Source organism: Ferdinandcohnia sp. Marseille-Q9671 (genome assembly GCF_976954385.1).
Map to the genome: position 1 here is coordinate 136608 of NZ_CDRJTA010000004.1, position 14850 is coordinate 151457.

Annotated in this window: 15 protein-coding genes; 10 read left to right on the forward strand and 5 right to left on the reverse strand. The window is 36.5% G+C overall.

The genetic code is table 11. The features are described from left to right. Window positions 1-27 precede the first annotated feature (27 nt). The gene (locus ACWNMY_RS15950) at window positions 28-774 is read left to right on the forward strand and encodes a GTP cyclohydrolase II (RefSeq protein WP_449539249.1); all 747 of its coding nucleotides are present in this window, start codon (window positions 28-30) and stop codon (window positions 772-774) included. A gap of 71 nt (window positions 775-845) precedes the next feature. Beyond that, window positions 846-1457, forward strand: a complete 612-nt coding sequence (gene wrbA / locus ACWNMY_RS15955) for an NAD(P)H:quinone oxidoreductase (protein ID WP_449539250.1) — start codon at window positions 846-848, stop codon at window positions 1455-1457. Window positions 1458-1492: 35 nt separating this feature from the next. On the opposite strand, the gene ACWNMY_RS15960 is transcribed toward wrbA, so the two are convergent. From ACWNMY_RS15960 to ACWNMY_RS15980, 5 genes are all read right to left on the reverse strand, one after another. Then, on the reverse strand, window positions 1493-1861 hold the full coding sequence (locus ACWNMY_RS15960; RefSeq protein WP_449539251.1) for an ion channel: 369 nt from the start codon (window positions 1859-1861) through the stop codon (window positions 1493-1495). A gap of 125 nt (window positions 1862-1986) precedes the next feature. Then, on the reverse strand, window positions 1987-3066 hold the full coding sequence (locus ACWNMY_RS15965) for a hypothetical protein (RefSeq protein WP_449539252.1): 1080 nt from the start codon (window positions 3064-3066) through the stop codon (window positions 1987-1989). Between the two features lie 326 nt (window positions 3067-3392). Beyond that, a complete protein-coding gene (locus tag ACWNMY_RS15970) occupies window positions 3393-3836 on the reverse strand; it encodes a MarR family winged helix-turn-helix transcriptional regulator (protein WP_449539253.1) in 444 nt (147 codons plus the stop codon). Between the two features lie 111 nt (window positions 3837-3947). Next, entirely contained in the window at window positions 3948-4946 is a 999-nt protein-coding gene (locus tag ACWNMY_RS15975) for an anion permease (RefSeq protein ID WP_449539254.1), read from the reverse strand. A gap of 17 nt (window positions 4947-4963) precedes the next feature. Beyond that, entirely contained in the window at window positions 4964-5584 is a 621-nt protein-coding gene (locus ACWNMY_RS15980) for a DUF47 domain-containing protein (protein ID WP_449539255.1), read from the reverse strand. Window positions 5585-5856: 272 nt separating this feature from the next. Here ACWNMY_RS15980 and ACWNMY_RS15985 point away from each other — a divergent pair, with 272 nt between their 5' ends. The 8 genes from ACWNMY_RS15985 to ACWNMY_RS16020 all read left to right on the forward strand — a co-directional run bounded on the left by ACWNMY_RS15985 (window position 5857) and on the right by ACWNMY_RS16020 (window position 14700). Further along, window positions 5857-6609, forward strand: coding sequence for a hypothetical protein (locus ACWNMY_RS15985; protein ID WP_449539256.1), 753 nt, complete (start codon window positions 5857-5859; stop codon window positions 6607-6609). Further along, a complete protein-coding gene (locus tag ACWNMY_RS15990) occupies window positions 6602-7675 on the forward strand; it encodes a DUF3419 family protein (RefSeq protein ID WP_449539257.1) in 1074 nt (357 codons plus the stop codon). The genes ACWNMY_RS15985 and ACWNMY_RS15990 overlap by 8 nt, the downstream gene beginning before the upstream one ends. Further along, the gene (locus ACWNMY_RS15995; protein ID WP_449539258.1) at window positions 7672-8688 is read left to right on the forward strand and encodes a GNAT family N-acetyltransferase; all 1017 of its coding nucleotides are present in this window, start codon (window positions 7672-7674) and stop codon (window positions 8686-8688) included. The genes ACWNMY_RS15990 and ACWNMY_RS15995 overlap by 4 nt, the downstream gene beginning before the upstream one ends. 11 nt (window positions 8689-8699) lie before the next feature. Continuing rightward, window positions 8700-9383: a TenA family transcriptional regulator gene (locus ACWNMY_RS16000; protein ID WP_449539259.1), complete on the forward strand. Its 684-nt coding sequence runs from the start codon at window positions 8700-8702 to the stop codon at window positions 9381-9383. Window positions 9384-9781: 398 nt separating this feature from the next. Beyond that, window positions 9782-11812, forward strand: coding sequence for a transglycosylase domain-containing protein (locus ACWNMY_RS16005; RefSeq protein ID WP_449539260.1), 2031 nt, complete (start codon window positions 9782-9784; stop codon window positions 11810-11812). A gap of 183 nt (window positions 11813-11995) precedes the next feature. Next, a complete protein-coding gene (locus ACWNMY_RS16010) occupies window positions 11996-12496 on the forward strand; it encodes a hypothetical protein (RefSeq protein ID WP_449539261.1) in 501 nt (166 codons plus the stop codon). A 124-nt stretch (window positions 12497-12620) separates the two neighbouring features. Continuing rightward, entirely contained in the window at window positions 12621-13148 is a 528-nt protein-coding gene (locus ACWNMY_RS16015) for an NfeD family protein (RefSeq protein WP_449539262.1), read from the forward strand. A 16-nt stretch (window positions 13149-13164) separates the two neighbouring features. Then, window positions 13165-14700, forward strand: coding sequence for an SPFH domain-containing protein (locus tag ACWNMY_RS16020; protein ID WP_449539263.1), 1536 nt, complete (start codon window positions 13165-13167; stop codon window positions 14698-14700). The last annotated feature ends 150 nt before the right edge of the window (window positions 14701-14850 follow it).

Consider the following 14850-nt stretch of genomic DNA (forward strand, 5'->3'; position numbering starts at 1 on the left):
AAAAACCAACTAACTAGGGGGATTTGTGTGATATCAAAAGATATTCTTTCAATTTTAGAGGAAAAAATTCAATTTATCGAAAGAGATAATAAAGCAATATATTTAGTTGGCCCTATTAAGTTACCAGTAAACTTGGATGGGGAAACGGTTATTTTTCAATGGTATTGCTGGCTTCTTTGTGATGAAGTGACGTTGGATCTCAATCGAATCATTGATAAACTTTCTTCTACTAACCTGGCTGAAATGCAGCAATCCAGCGTCTTAGTATATGGTGATTTTGAAAATGCTGACGAGGCATTAATACGGATGCACAGCATTTGCCATACAGGCGACATCTTTGGTAGTAAACGCTGTGATTGTGGTTATCAACTAAAACAATCAATGAAAATTATTTCTGATCACGGGGCAGGTGCATTGTTTTACCTAGCCAATCATGAGGGACGCGGAATTGGTTTGTTTAGTAAGGCAATGGCATACATTCTTCAAGAAAATGGGTTAGATACTGTTGAAGCAAATATTCAATTAGGGTTTGTCGATGACGCAAGAAATTACGACGATGCTATACGAGTGTTAAAATCATTACGATCAAAGCCTGTCTCATTAATAACAAATAATCCTAGAAAGCTTAGCGCACTGCAGAATTCGGGACTGAATGTTTCTGAACGAATGCCGATCTGGGGAGATGTTTCCGAATTTAACAAAAAGTACCTAAAGACAAAAGTAGAGAGATCAGGTCACTTAGTTGAAATGGCTGAGGATGAGCAACCACTTTAATCTTGGATACTACAATGCTAATAGAGGAATAATATTTTTGTTGTTCTATTTTACATAAGGAGTGATTTTTTATGTCAGGTGTTAAATTAGCAGTTATTTACTACAGTTCAACAGGTACAAATTATCAGTTGGCAAATTGGGCTGCAGATGGTGCGAAAGAAGCTGGCGCGGAAGTAAAAGTACTCAAGGTTCCAGAATTAGCACCCCAGGCAGCGATCGAATCCAACCCAGCATGGAAAGCACATTTCGATGCAACAAAAGATGTTCCAGAAGTGACATTAGATGATCTTGAGCAGGCGGATGCAGTAATATTCAGTGTTCCAACAAGATTTGGAAACATGCCAGCACAAATGAAACAATTCTTAGATACTACTGGTGGTTTATGGTTTAACGGGAAACTTACAAATAAAGCTGTGAGTGCCATGGCTTCAACAAGTAATGCACATGGAGGTCATGAATCAACCTTATTAAGTCTTTACAATACTATGTATCACTGGGGAGCAATCATCGTTCCACCTGGGTACACGGACCAATCTATTTATAGTGCTGGTGGAAATCCATATGGAACAAGTGTAACAGTAAATCAAGATGGAAAAATGATAGAGGATGTTGAAGCTGCTGTGAAGCATCAAGCAAAACGTACAGTCACGGTTGCAGAATGGGTTAAAAAAGCCAATCAATAACAAAAAATGAGCTAACCTTTACATGGGTTAGCTCGTTAACTATACGGATAATTATCACCTTCATTATTCCGAAATGGCGGAAGAAATTGAATCACAATCACGACTGGTAATAAATATCCAATTAAGGCTTCTATTATGGCAATGGCCCTTGCAAGACCAAATGGAGTAACGTCTCCATAACCAACTGATAAAAGAGTTATGGCACTAAAATACAATGATCGTGTGACAATATCGAGTGATTGCCCTTGATGATAATCTGAAGCATAATGATCGTGTAAGGAGCCAAGATTAAGCAAATCTAAAAAAATATATACAATTGCAAAGGTTAACAATGTGTTGAGGTAGACTACGATAAATATTAATCCTCGATAGAGTGTCTTCTTTCGATGAATATACGACTTCATAAAACTCACATCCCCGAACTGGCCTTTCTATATGTATATTAAGAAGTCAAAAGAATAGACTAGCCTTCGACACGAAGCCTCTAAACAAAAAAAACGGCAAACATATGCCGATTTTTAATGTTGCATTAAACGCCTTCATTTGTAACTTTTACATAGTGCATCATGCTTTGGTAGAATGCATCCTTATTATCCACAGTTACATAGAGTTTTGTGATTTTCTTTTTCTTTCCGAATGGTAAAGTAGCTATTGTTGGTTGCTTTAACTCAATTTCAAATTGCGGATCTTCTTCAAAGAAGTCTGGCAGTGTGATGGCAAAACTCTCTTTTTCCATATTTCTTACTTTTTTGTCTGTTTGTGTCGGGGTTATAGACTTAATATTTTCAAGATCCACCTGTATTTCACGCCTTATACCAACCTGTGCGAATAGCTTATTATTGCTGAGTACGATAGGAGAAAGGCGTATAGCGTGGTAGTCTGCAATAATCCATAATAAGGCGTAAACATCAAATATGGTGAAAATCCATGCAGCAACTGGACTCCAGAAATGGGCAATTAGAAAGTGTACACCAATTACTTCAATGACCATAGCATGTACGAGCATAATGAAAAGTCCAAAGTAGCCTGAGTTTTTGTGAATTGTAAAAGTATTCTCATCGTTTTCTCTTTCCCATTTCTTCTTCCATACGAAGAATGCATAATAGAAAATCGAAAAATCAAAAACAAGAATATCTATTACTTTTTTCTTACCGAATGTTTCCATCAGCGCGTTCCTTAAAGCAGAAGGGAAATATAAGTCTATTTCCTTTTGGTGTTGGTACTGTCGATACAGTGTAGGTATTTTCCGAATTAAAAAGACAGCAAGAAACAATTCAATGGCAATAAAAATTCCTTCAATTAGGAAAATACCATATTTGGCATAATGAAAAATGGCTAAATCATGATTGGGAACTATGAAGTAAGCAAACCAGAAACCAGCAATGATGACAGGAAGTAGTGTTATCAATGAAAAACGGTTACGCACTACGAATAGATAGAAAAAGAGAGGTAATACAATTGTTAAATCAAATAACGTTGCCAGAATTAACGTATCGGTTACAGGTCCAAAAGGCTTAATAATCATAACTGTATAGTTTGAACCAAGAATTAAAAGTGCTAGGAATATAAAAATATATATGGACTTTTTCTTCTTCTGTACATTTTCCAAAGAAAATCCCTCCTTAATTACGCTCTTGTTTGGATTTGGAGTGGGTACCATACCAAGTGGAACAAAATATGAACAATAATTGCAGCAAATAGACCACCATGTAGAAAGGCAAGGCCAGTACAAATACCCACCCAAATGTTACCGACAAGAGCAAAAAAAACAAAACCGTAAAAATATGGATTAGAACTCTAATGTGAAGAGGGATATCTTCGTCTTCACTAGAAGAAAGAATCCTGTTCTCAGAATGAAGCATAAACACTATTCCTGGGATGCAGACGAGCGTTGTAATGAGAACTAGGCCAAAAAACATATATTCTCACTCCTATTTACTGATCAGAACTTGATGTAGTAATAATGGTGTGAAGCTTTCTTACGATTGATTGAAATTGTATCATTTCCGCTTCTGTCAACTTGGAATAATACTTATCAATAATTTTTTGATCGATTTTTTCGTATTCTTCATATAATTCTTTTCCTTTGGATCCGAGAGTTATTAGAATTTCACGTCTATTACTAGGGTTAATTTCTCGCTTTATATATTTTTCACTTTCTAATTTGTTTAGTAGTTGGCTCACTGCACTAGCCGAGATTTCCATGACCTGTGCTAATTCATTCACCGTTATTGTACTTGCCTGTTCAACATGGTGTAGAACGAGGGATTGCTTTGTTGTTATGTCGAAATGAAAAATTGATTCAAATTCCTTAAGTAAAAGGGAATTTACCTCATCTAGAAGCTGAAAAGTCTCCTTCATATAATTCTTTATATCCACAGTTAATCACCCTTTAATATTTATATAAATTAAACATTTAAGTTACCTTAAATATATTATAAACTGAAGGATTCATTGACGCAATAAAAAAAGGCGGTATATAGCCGCCTTTTAGAAGAATAATGCAATGATTTGATAAATAATTGCTGCTAATAAAGCTGAAATGGGAAGAGTGATAATCCATGTAAGCACTATTTTTCGTGCAACACCCCATTTTACCCCTTTTACCCGTTGTGCAGAACCAACACCCATAATCGCAGACGAGATAACATGCGTTGTACTTACTGGTAAATGAATGTAAGTAGCTCCAAAGATAATTAACGCAGATGACAGGTCTGCAGCGGCTCCGTTTACAGGTCGGATCTTCATAATTTTCCCACCGACAGTTTTGATAATTTTCCAGCCACCGATAGATGTACCAATACCCATTGCTGTTGCAGCAGCAAATCGTACCCATAGTGGAATATCAGTTGAGGTAGTAAACTCCCCAGCAATTAATGCCATTGTAATAATACCCATTGCTTTTTGGGCATCGTTCGTACCATGGGTAAATGACTGAAGTGCAGCTGTGAAAATTTGAAATGTACGAAATCCCTTATTTGTTTTATAGAGGGTTGTGTTACGAAATAAAACCTTGAAAAGGCTCATCATTAGAAAACCAACCGCTAATGCAATAAAAGGAGAAATTAAAAGTGCTTGTAATATTTTTATAAATCCTGTGTAGTTTAAGATTCCGAACCCTGCTGCCGAGATTGCAGCCCCAGCAATTGAACCGATCAATGCATGTGAAGAACTGCTCGGAATCCCGTAATACCAGGTAATTAAATTCCATGTGATTGCCGAAATGAGAGCTGCTAGTATCACAACTGTTCCATTTTCAATTGCAAATGGATCGACGATATCCTTTGTAATTGTTTTGGCAACACCTGTAAAGGTAATGGCACCGATAAAATTCATCGATGCTGCAAGTACAATGGCTACTTTGGGTGAAAGTGCCTTTGTTGAGACACTGGTTGCAATCGCATTTGCAGTGTCGTGGAATCCATTTATAAAGTCAAATGCAAGTGCAAAGACAACAACTAAGATTGTTAATAGTAAAATAGTATCCATGATGATAAAATTCTCCCTTATGCATTTCTCATAATAATCGTTTCGAGTGTATCCGCTACATCCTCACAGAAATCTGAAATGCCTTCAAGAATTTCATAAATCTCCTTTAATTGGATAATCTTAATTGGGTCTTTTTCATTTTGAAAGAGCTGTTTGATCGATACCCTCAATAATTCGTCACATTGTGATTCATAGTCATTAATCTTAATTGCATGCGTACGCATATCGAGTAATTTTTTCGCAGAGAGAAGTTCGATCGCATGAAAAATTTCAATGGTACTTTTGTGAATATAATCTGCATATGAGTGCATGTACTCGTCAGTAGCGGTTAAAGAGTACATTTCAAATCTTGCAGCACATTGTTCCATTCCGTCCAATACGTCGTCCATCTTCATGGCAAGTTGAAGAATATCTTCACGCTCGATCGGTGTGATAAACGATTTATTTAGCTGTGTTATTAATCCATGAATGATATCGTCACCTTTTTTTTCATAGTCCTTCATTTGTATTGAAAATTCTTTAAGATTACTTACATCTTTTATTTTAAATTGCACGAAATAATCAGATGCATCCTTCAGATTTGTTGAGATTGATAACAAAGCATCAAAAAATACATCCTTTTTCTTAGTACTGAACATCCTTTGTTCCTCCAATTTTAGGTTAAAAATCACAAAATCTATTTTCGTCTAATTTTGTCGAATTTACAAGAAATTATTACGGAATTTACATAAATGTAACATTTGCTGGAAATCTAGATCTTCTCTTAGGATATATAGTCAATTTAGTTTGCTGGAAAAATGGTGAAATTATACTTGTAATTTAATGAAAATAGTGTAAAATTACACTAAGGTTATAAAGTGTAATTTTACACTAATTAATATTTTAAAATTGAACCGGTTGGTGAAAAGTCATGGTCCGTTCATTAAGTAAAATGGTTTCTATCGTGGAAACACATCAATTAGATGTAAAAACAAAACATGAAATGATATCTCTTTCAAAGCGTATTTGTGGCGTAGAGGAAGACTATCTAGAATCTAGGTTTGATATATATGACCAGGTCGTGTGTTTGAGGAAAAATCAAAGACTTTATGGGTTTCAGTTAATTCAAAGTTTTGAGCAAGATAGTGAAGTGTTTGTCTATTTTGGGCCCTTGGTTTCGAGATCTGGCTGTTTCTTGGAATTATTTACAACTTACCTCGAACGAGTAATGGAGGGAAACCAACATAGAACTATCAATCTTCTCGCAGAAATAGAAAATCCTGAGGTACTTTTTCTTTTCAAAGCATTATTTGAGGATTATGCCTACCCAAAGTTTTATGAGTGTATTGTTCCAGAAGAAATAAAGGAGAAAGTATTGATGTACTCTAAGAGGCTTTGGCATATTCATAAGCTTGATGTTGAAAAACTAACTACACGATCAAGTAGTTCTCTTTATAAACACAAGTCGAAGGATACGATAGTGGATAGATGGCTACGATCACGGAATATTGATACCACTCAAGGGATGAATGTTGTTCTGTATTCACAGGTTCCAGTTGACCAAGAGGAACGTACAATCTATAAGCTTCAATTGGATAAAGGTAGGAAACGGATGGGTAATTGGAAGGAAGGGAAAGAGGAGATCGTTTCTTTATTTGAAGGAGGAGTTCTGAAAAATGTCTGATATCTTTTTTTCTCAAATAAGAGAGGATAGTTTAGTAGAAAGAGAGGTTTCTAGAAAGGTAAAGCCTAAGAAAACTCTCGTAATTGGTTCCGGAGGTTGTACGGCCTTTTCTATACTTGATGATTCGGTACAACATGTTTTATGTGTTGATGTGAACCCTGCTCAATGCGCTCTGATTGAGTTAAAAAAGGCTGCGATTCGTTATTTTTCATTGAAGGACTATCTAGCTTTTGTTGGAGAAAGTCCTTGTCATTTCCGATTAGAAATGTATGAGTGTGTTGCTGATGATTTACCTGAGAGTGTGAAGAACTACTGGGAGAATCACCGGAATCAAATAGAGTTTGGGATTAATCAATGTGGTGTAAATGAACGTTTTTACAGATTCATCGGTGAGAATATATGCAAGAATATATATGACGAATCAATTTGGAACGAATTATTGTTAGCAAAAAATCTGGATGAACAAATCAAATTTTATAAAAAATATCTTACAACTCCAGAATGGCAAACAGCCGCCAGGCTTCTATTGAGCAAAACAAGCCATCTTCAGTTTTTTCCAAGCTACATGTTTGCGAATGCAAGTGAAAACGATTTCGGTAATTTCTTTTTACGTCAATTTGAAAAAGAGATAAAATCAAGACCAATTCAAAATAATTATTTTCTAAGCCAGCTTTTGTTATCAACTTATCTTTATAAGCATGTTGGAGGCGTACCGTTTTATTTATCAGATGAAGGCTATGATACAGCGAAAAGAAATATAGATAAACTTACGATTCATCCAGAGAGTTTACAGGGTTTACTAGAAAAAGAAAGCTCTATAGATGCATTTTATTTATCAAACGTGTTTGATTGGGCGGATACACAAGGGAGAGAAGCAATCTGTTCTGGTATATTGCATGCGAAATCGGAAGGTGCAATTGTACTATTCCGGAATATGCTCAGTTCGACTCAATTACCAACATCTTTTATGAAGCAATTTCATATTAATGAGGAGCTCTCAAAGAAATGTGAAGCAATAGAGCGCTCTATGCTATATCAAAAAATTACGGTAGGACAATTTGTATGACCTTTCATTTCAAGGAACTTAATGAATCCAATCACCAGGAATTACTATTGCTTGCACAGCACACGGATACAGGTAGTGATCTCTTTTACGTGGACCGGTCTCCTGCTTTTTTTAGATTGTCAGAGGAATTTGGGTATACGAGACACTTTGGATTGTTTAAAGGAGAAGACTTAATTGGAAGTGTAGCAATAAGCCAACACAAGCGGGTAATTGGGGGAGCATGTGAAAAAGTGTTCTATCTAAATGATTTACGTGTACATCCGGACTACCAAGGAAGTTTTGCATTTTACCGGTTGGTTGAAAACGTAATCACATTATACAAGAGTGAAGGGACTGTTAAATGGATGTTTTCTACAGTTCTAGATAGCAATTCACATAAAGGATCAATCACAAATGGGAATCGAGTTATACCAAAAGGAAGTGAAATCGGTAGAAGTGTTCATGTCGGCGTTCCAATGTTTATAAAACAAAGGAAAGGTACCCATAGTATTAGTGATATTGGTGGGGAGGAAGCGTGGCAGATTTATCGAAAATTTGCTAAGGCCAAACAGTTTGCACCATGTGAAAAGGATTTGTTTGTAAAAGAAAATGGAGTATTTTTAATGGTTAGGGATAATGGCAACAATGCACTCGCGGTTTGTAAGCTAGTTGATCAGTCATATGCTAGGAAACTGCGACTTTCCAAAAACTTACCCTTAACTCTTAAACTAGTGGATATATTTTGCAGGGTTGCAGGATGTCCTCCTTTTCCTAAAAAGGGTGAGGAATTCAAGCATGGGTATATAGCCTTTTATTGTGCGGAGCAATCAAATAAATATGTAAAGGAACTAGTTGCCTATATTCAAAAACAGTATAAAAACAAATTTTCATATCTATTTTTTGGAATGTCTGTGGAGGAAGCTAAAAAATGGCGTGGAAACCCATTTTCAATAATGATAACGTCAACTACCTATGCATATGGAGATGTTCCGCAAAATCTTTCAATGGATTGTCATGAATTAACACTTATATAGGAGGAATAAGAATGGATAGATTCGTAGAGTTAAAAAAAATTACTGACACGATGTTTAATGAGAGGAAGATTGAAGAGCATGCTTTGTTTGTAGCAATGAAAAATGGAGAGTTTTCACCGGAGCAAAGAAAAGAAATTGCTCTGCAAATTTATCATGTGGTTCTTTATTTTCCAAGGTTCTTATCAGCCATTTTAACCAATATGTCCGACTATAGAATGAGAATGCCACTCGTTGAAAATCTTTTTGAAGAGCATGGAAAAATGAACGAGAAATATGTTCATAGTGAGACATATAAACAATTTCTTGTAGGAATTGGTATTACTGAGCAGGAAATAAAAGAAAGTAAGCCAAGCATTCCGGTTATCGCATATAATCGTGCCTTGACTGATTTATGTCTTCATTATCATTATTTAGAGGGGCTTGCTGCACTCGGTGTAATTGAAGAAATTGTTGCACGTGTTTCCCCATTGGTAGGTAATTTTGCGAAAAACACATTTGGAAGCGAGAACCAATCCCTCGTTCACTTCACCGACCATGAGGTTCTTGATGTACAGCATGCCAATGAAATTTATGAGGTGGTAGCTTTAGGTTACGAGGGTCAACAAAGAGAAATCATCCATAAAGGTTTAGAGCTTGGTATGTACTACCACGCAAAAATGTACACCGACATCTTTGAAGTTGCAAAAGGTATATAACATTGCCGAAGATGATTATGTGAAAGGATACATGAGCCCTGATGTCTACTCGGAATTTGTCGAAAAAAGTTCGTATCGTGCAATTGTTCCTGTGGAAGGTGCAATTCCAACTAACGAAGTGCAATTAACTTCTGATAGAACCGAGCAATCTGGATTGCTCAATAAAGTTTTGAATAAAAAAAGTTAAAGTAACCCCATAAAATTTTTTCCCATTCGAATCAATATATGTAACGCTATTTTTACAAAAAAGTATTTGGTGTCTAGCTTTAGGTGTCACCGGCTTGATAACATAATCAAATCGCTTCGGAAGAAAAAATGCTCCTTCTGTCAGCATTTCGACTAGTGTTTGTCACCGATTAGTGGCGCCTTGCGCATTTCTTATTTGGAGGGCATATTAAATGGGAAAAAACTTCATCAAGATTTTGTCCGAGGTGGGGAGAGTAAAAATCATCCTCTTTGTTGTGCTGCTTTTTATTTTATCAGTCGCAATTGGACTTAACATGTATATCAACTCCCGAGATGTTAGTTCCTTAAATAATCCATTACCGGAGCCCACAATTATATATGATAAAAACGGAGAGATAGCTAGTAAGGTACCTGGCTCTAAGCTTGAGGGTGTCAGTTATGAAGATATCCCACCGCATGTCATCAATTCAGTCATTGCAATCGAGGACCACAGGTTCTACAAGCATCCAGGTGTGGATTATATTGGAATCTTTCGAGCACTCTTCAGAAATCTAAAGGCTGGTGAAATCGTAGAGGGAGGAAGTACGATTACCCAGCAGTTAACGAAAAACGTATTTTTAACTCATGAACAAACCTTACAACGGAAAATAGAGGAATTTTTTCTAGCACAAAAAATTGAAAGAACATATTCAAAAGAAAAAATTATTGAAATGTATCTAAACCAGATTTATTTTGGAGAAGGCGCATGGGGGATCAAAAATGCTGCAAGAACCTATTTTGGCAAAGAAGTTCAGGAACTAACAATTAGTGAAGGAGCAATCCTAGCTGGTTTAATTAAATCACCATCTACAATGAATCCATTGAAAAATAAGGATTTATCCTTTGAACGTAGAGATCTTGTGTTAGCGATGATGGAAGGACACGGGTTTCTCTCAGCTAAGCAGGTTGAAGAAGCCAAAACTCAAGAAATGATATTCGAGGGACGTAAGGTTGATCCGTATAAAGGAAAATATCCACATTATGTGGATTATATAATAGAGGAAGCAATTGAAAAATATGGTTTAACGCAAAATGAGGTTATGTCAGGTGGATTGGAAATCTATACAGAGCTTGACCCACATATGCAGGAAACGACAGAACAGGTATTTAAGAACGATAGTTTATTTCCAGCTAGTCCTGATGACCAATTAGTTCAAGGTGGAGCTATTTTAGTAGATCCTAAAACTGGTGGAATCAGCGCCTTAGTAGGAGGACGTGGTGAGCATGTGTTCCGTGGTTTTAACCGTGCAACCCAATTAAAAAGACAACCCGGATCAATCATTAAACCTCTTGCCGTCTATACACCAGCACTTGAAAATGGCTATAGCATTTATGATGTATTACCAGATAAACCAATGAGTTTTAATGGTTATGAACCATCAAATGTTTCGGGAAGCTTCAGAGGAAGTGTTACAATGTACGATGCATTGAGGAATTCTGATAATGTTCCTGCAGTGTGGCTGTTAAATAAAATTGGTCTACAAACTGGGATTGAATCCGTAAAGGAATTTGGACTGCCAATTACAGAGGATGACCATAATTTGAGTATTGCTTTGGGTGGTCTTCATACAGGTGTCGCACCGATTCATATGGCTGAAGCGTATACGACTTTTCCGAATGAAGGAAAAAAGACACAGGCACATGCCATCTCAAAAATCATTGATTCGAAAGGCGAGATTATTGCCCAATGGGAGGAAGAACCCCAACAAATAATCAGCCCAGAGGTCGCAAAAAGAATTACGTTTATGCTAAAGGGCGTTATTGAAGAAGGAACTGGAAGAAAAGCGAGAATAGAAGGCAGAGAAGTGGCAGGAAAAACTGGTTCTACTCAAGTAGCAATTGATGGTATAAATGGAACAAAGGATATTTGGATGGTCGGATATACACCAGAGCTTGTAGGAACTGTATGGCTCGGGTATGACAAAACAGATGCAAATCATTACTTAACGACTACAAGCTCGACGGCTGCCATTATCCTTAAAGAAATGATGGAGCAGTCACTTCAAAATGTGCCACCAAGTTCTTTTAATCTCCCAACCTTTCAACCTCCTGTAAAACAGAAGGAAAATGTATGGAAAGAAAATAATGAAAAGGGAGACGAGAAGGACAAAGGGAAAGAAAATAGAAAGAGAGAAAAAGAGAGGGAAAAAGAAGAAAAGAAGAGAGAGAAAGAGAAGAAGAAAAAAGAGAAAGATGATGACTAAGAGCAAGCCTCCTTTTGGAAGCTTGCTCTTTTTTATCTTTCTATATGAGTTGGTCATGATAAGAAATACTTATGTATTCCTATAATAAAATAGGTATTTATTCTTATATGAATGTAAAGTAATGTAGATTTAGGGAGATTTTGTATATAGGATAGTATGTCAAAAATTGAAAGGTTGCTGCGAATGAAAAAAGGTATTTTATTTGGAGTAGGGTATGCCTTGTTTATCCTTTTAGCTATAGGTATTGGCCTCTATTATTCAAACTTCGATGTGCCTGACAATAAGTTGATTAGTGATGTTAAAAAAACAGAAGTAACTCAAAGCTTTGATGAAGCCCTTAAAGCTGACCGAGAGAGGATAGAACGAAACAAAGCATCTAAGGATCCAAATAAGTGGGAGCCATCTCCTACATTTGTTCTTGTGGCCATATCTATCGGGGCAATAGCGGATATAGTGATTGTCATTCTCTGGGCACGTCACGATAATAGGAAGAAACAGCAAGAGGAAGTACAAGGAACAACTCTAAAAAGACGGATCACAGATTCAAATCTTTTCTGGTGGATTATTGGGCTTGGTGTTGTACAGAAGAAGAATGATAGACTAGTCATCGTCTGGAAGTATGTTGTTGGTTACATAGTACTTGGATTGCTACTAAAGGTCTGGCTTTCTAAAGAACTCGTTTAACTACTCCCGTGTCATCCTTCTACAAATTTATTGAATATTTTTACAGAAAAATGAAACCTTTTTTATACATAAGACGTAAATGAGAATATAAAGGAAATTTGAATTTCTCTTTGGAGGTGAGGCTTTGGAATTATTCGGGTACGACATTCAAACTATCTATCTTTTTGGCTTAGTCATAAGTGGAATCTGCACTCTTCTATTTATCCTGTTTGGTGACTTTTTAGAGGGAATGTTCCCTGACAGCTTTTTGAGTCCCACACTCATTTTTTCTTTCCTCACATTTGTAAGTGCATCAGGTTATATTTTTGAAAAATTGCTTTCCTTTCATAGTTTCGTAATATTTATCATTTCACTTGTATTAGCACTTTTTTTAGTAACATTACTTAATGTTTTTGTTCTGATCCCTTTATCTTCTGCAGAAGAATCAACTGCTTATAAAGAGGAGGACTTAAAAGGAAGAATTGGAAAAGTAATTACTTCAATCCCAGTCGATGGTTTTGGAGAGGTAGTAATTGAAGGAATCAGCGGAACAATAGCAAAATCTGCAAAAAGTTTTCACAATGAACCAATTCCATATGATGAAAAGGTTCTTGTAATAGATATAAAAGAAGGCGTTGTTTACGTCTTACCGTACCAAAATATGATTAATTAAAAGGGGGATACAAGGTATGACTACAGGAATTTGGATTGTAATTGGAGTTGTAGCATTTTTATTATTAGCACTTATTGGGGTATTTGTTACAAAGTATCGAACTGCAGGTCCTGATGAAGCACTAATTGTAACTGGTAGCTATTTAGGAGGAAAAAATGTTCATGTTGATGAAGCGGGGAATCGTATTAAAATCGTAAGAGGTGGAGGTACATTCGTACTACCTGTTTTCCAACAGGCTGAACCGCTTAGTCTCTTATCTAGTAAACTAGACGTATCAACTCCTGAAGTTTACACAGAGCAAGGTGTACCAGTTATGGCAGATGGTACAGCTATTATCAAAATTGGTGGTTCTATCTCGGAAATCGCTACAGCAGCTGAACAATTTTTAGGAAAACGTAAAGAAGATCGTGAAAACGAAGCAAGAGAAGTATTAGAAGGTCATCTTCGTTCCATCCTTGGTTCGATGACTGTCGAAGAAATCTATAAAAATCGTGAAAAGTTTTCACAAGAGGTACAACGCGTTGCTTCTCAGGATTTAGCGAAAATGGGTCTTATCATTGTGTCATTTACCATCAAGGATGTTCGTGATAAAAATGGATATCTTGATTCATTAGGGAAACCTAGAATTGCACAGGTAAAACGTGATGCTGATATTGCAACTGCAGAGGCAGATAAGGAAACACGTATTAAACGTGCTGAGGCAGACAAAGAAGCGCAAAAATCTGAGTTAGAGCGCGCAACAGAAGTGGCAGAAGCAGCAAAAATTAATCAATTAAAAATGGCAGAATATCGCAGAGAGCAAGACATTGCGAAAGCGCGTGCTGACCAAGCCTACCATCTTGAAGAAGCAAGAGCGAAACAAGAGGTTACAGAACAGCAAATGCAAATTCAGATTATTGAAAGACAGAAGCAAATTGAGCTTGAGGAGAAAGAGATACTTCGTCGTGAAAAGCAATATGATTCAGAGGTTAAAAAGAAAGCAGATGCTGATCGCTATTCAGTTGTTCAAGCAGCAGAAGCGGAGAAAGCGAAGCAATTGGCTGAAGCCGATGCGAATAAATACCGAATTGAAGCAATGGCGAAAGCGGAAGCAGAAAAAATCCGTATCGATGGTCTTGCAAAAGCCGAAGCGCAACGTGCACAAGGGGAATCTGAAGCTGACATTATCCGCTTGAAAGGTCTTGCTGAAGCAGAGGCAAAACAAAAAATTGCAGAAGCCTTCGAGCAGTATGGAAGAGCTGCGATCCTCGATATGGTTATTAAAATGCTTCCTCAATATGCGAAAGAAGTGGCTGCACCATTATCAAATATTGATAAAATTACGGTTGTCGACACTGGTAGCAATGGAGAAAACAGCGGTGCCAATAAAGTGACTGGTTATGCTACAAACCTAATGTCCACTTTACAGGAATCATTAAAAGCTTCATCTGGTATAGATGTAAAAGAAATCATTGAAAATCTATCTGGAAAAGGCAATGTCAAAAATAGTATTGATCAACTAACTGAAGAATTAGTGCAATCTAAAAAATCCGATTCTAAAAGTAACGAATAATTACAAAGTTGAAATAGGAGCCTCTAGGGGCTTCTTTTTCAATTAATCGGGTAAAATATACATAACTGACACATAAAATAAAAATAAATTGAACTTTTTACCTAGCTCAATCGTATTATTATCGAAACACCAAAGAGATAACCAAATTTT

Bases quoted from the DNA above. Each gene is read 5' to 3' on its own strand.
- wrbA (WP_449539250.1), top strand. From the start codon at position 846: ATGTCAGGTGTTAAATTAGCAGTTATTTACTACAGTTCAACAGGTACA.
- ACWNMY_RS15960 (WP_449539251.1), bottom strand. From the start codon at position 1,861: ATGAAGTCGTATATTCATCGAAAGAAGACACTCTATCGAGGATTAATA.
- ACWNMY_RS15975 (WP_449539254.1), bottom strand. From the start codon at position 4,946: ATGGATACTATTTTACTATTAACAATCTTAGTTGTTGTCTTTGCACTT.
- ACWNMY_RS15980 (WP_449539255.1), bottom strand. From the start codon at position 5,584: ATGTTCAGTACTAAGAAAAAGGATGTATTTTTTGATGCTTTGTTATCA.
- ACWNMY_RS15985 (WP_449539256.1), top strand. From the start codon at position 5,857: ATGGTCCGTTCATTAAGTAAAATGGTTTCTATCGTGGAAACACATCAA.
- ACWNMY_RS15990 (WP_449539257.1), top strand. From the start codon at position 6,602: ATGTCTGATATCTTTTTTTCTCAAATAAGAGAGGATAGTTTAGTAGAA.
- ACWNMY_RS15995 (WP_449539258.1), top strand. From the start codon at position 7,672: ATGACCTTTCATTTCAAGGAACTTAATGAATCCAATCACCAGGAATTA.
- ACWNMY_RS16000 (WP_449539259.1), top strand. From the start codon at position 8,700: ATGGATAGATTCGTAGAGTTAAAAAAAATTACTGACACGATGTTTAAT.
- ACWNMY_RS16005 (WP_449539260.1), top strand. From the start codon at position 9,782: ATGGGAAAAAACTTCATCAAGATTTTGTCCGAGGTGGGGAGAGTAAAA.
- ACWNMY_RS16010 (WP_449539261.1), top strand. From the start codon at position 11,996: ATGAAAAAAGGTATTTTATTTGGAGTAGGGTATGCCTTGTTTATCCTT.
- ACWNMY_RS16020 (WP_449539263.1), top strand. From the start codon at position 13,165: ATGACTACAGGAATTTGGATTGTAATTGGAGTTGTAGCATTTTTATTA.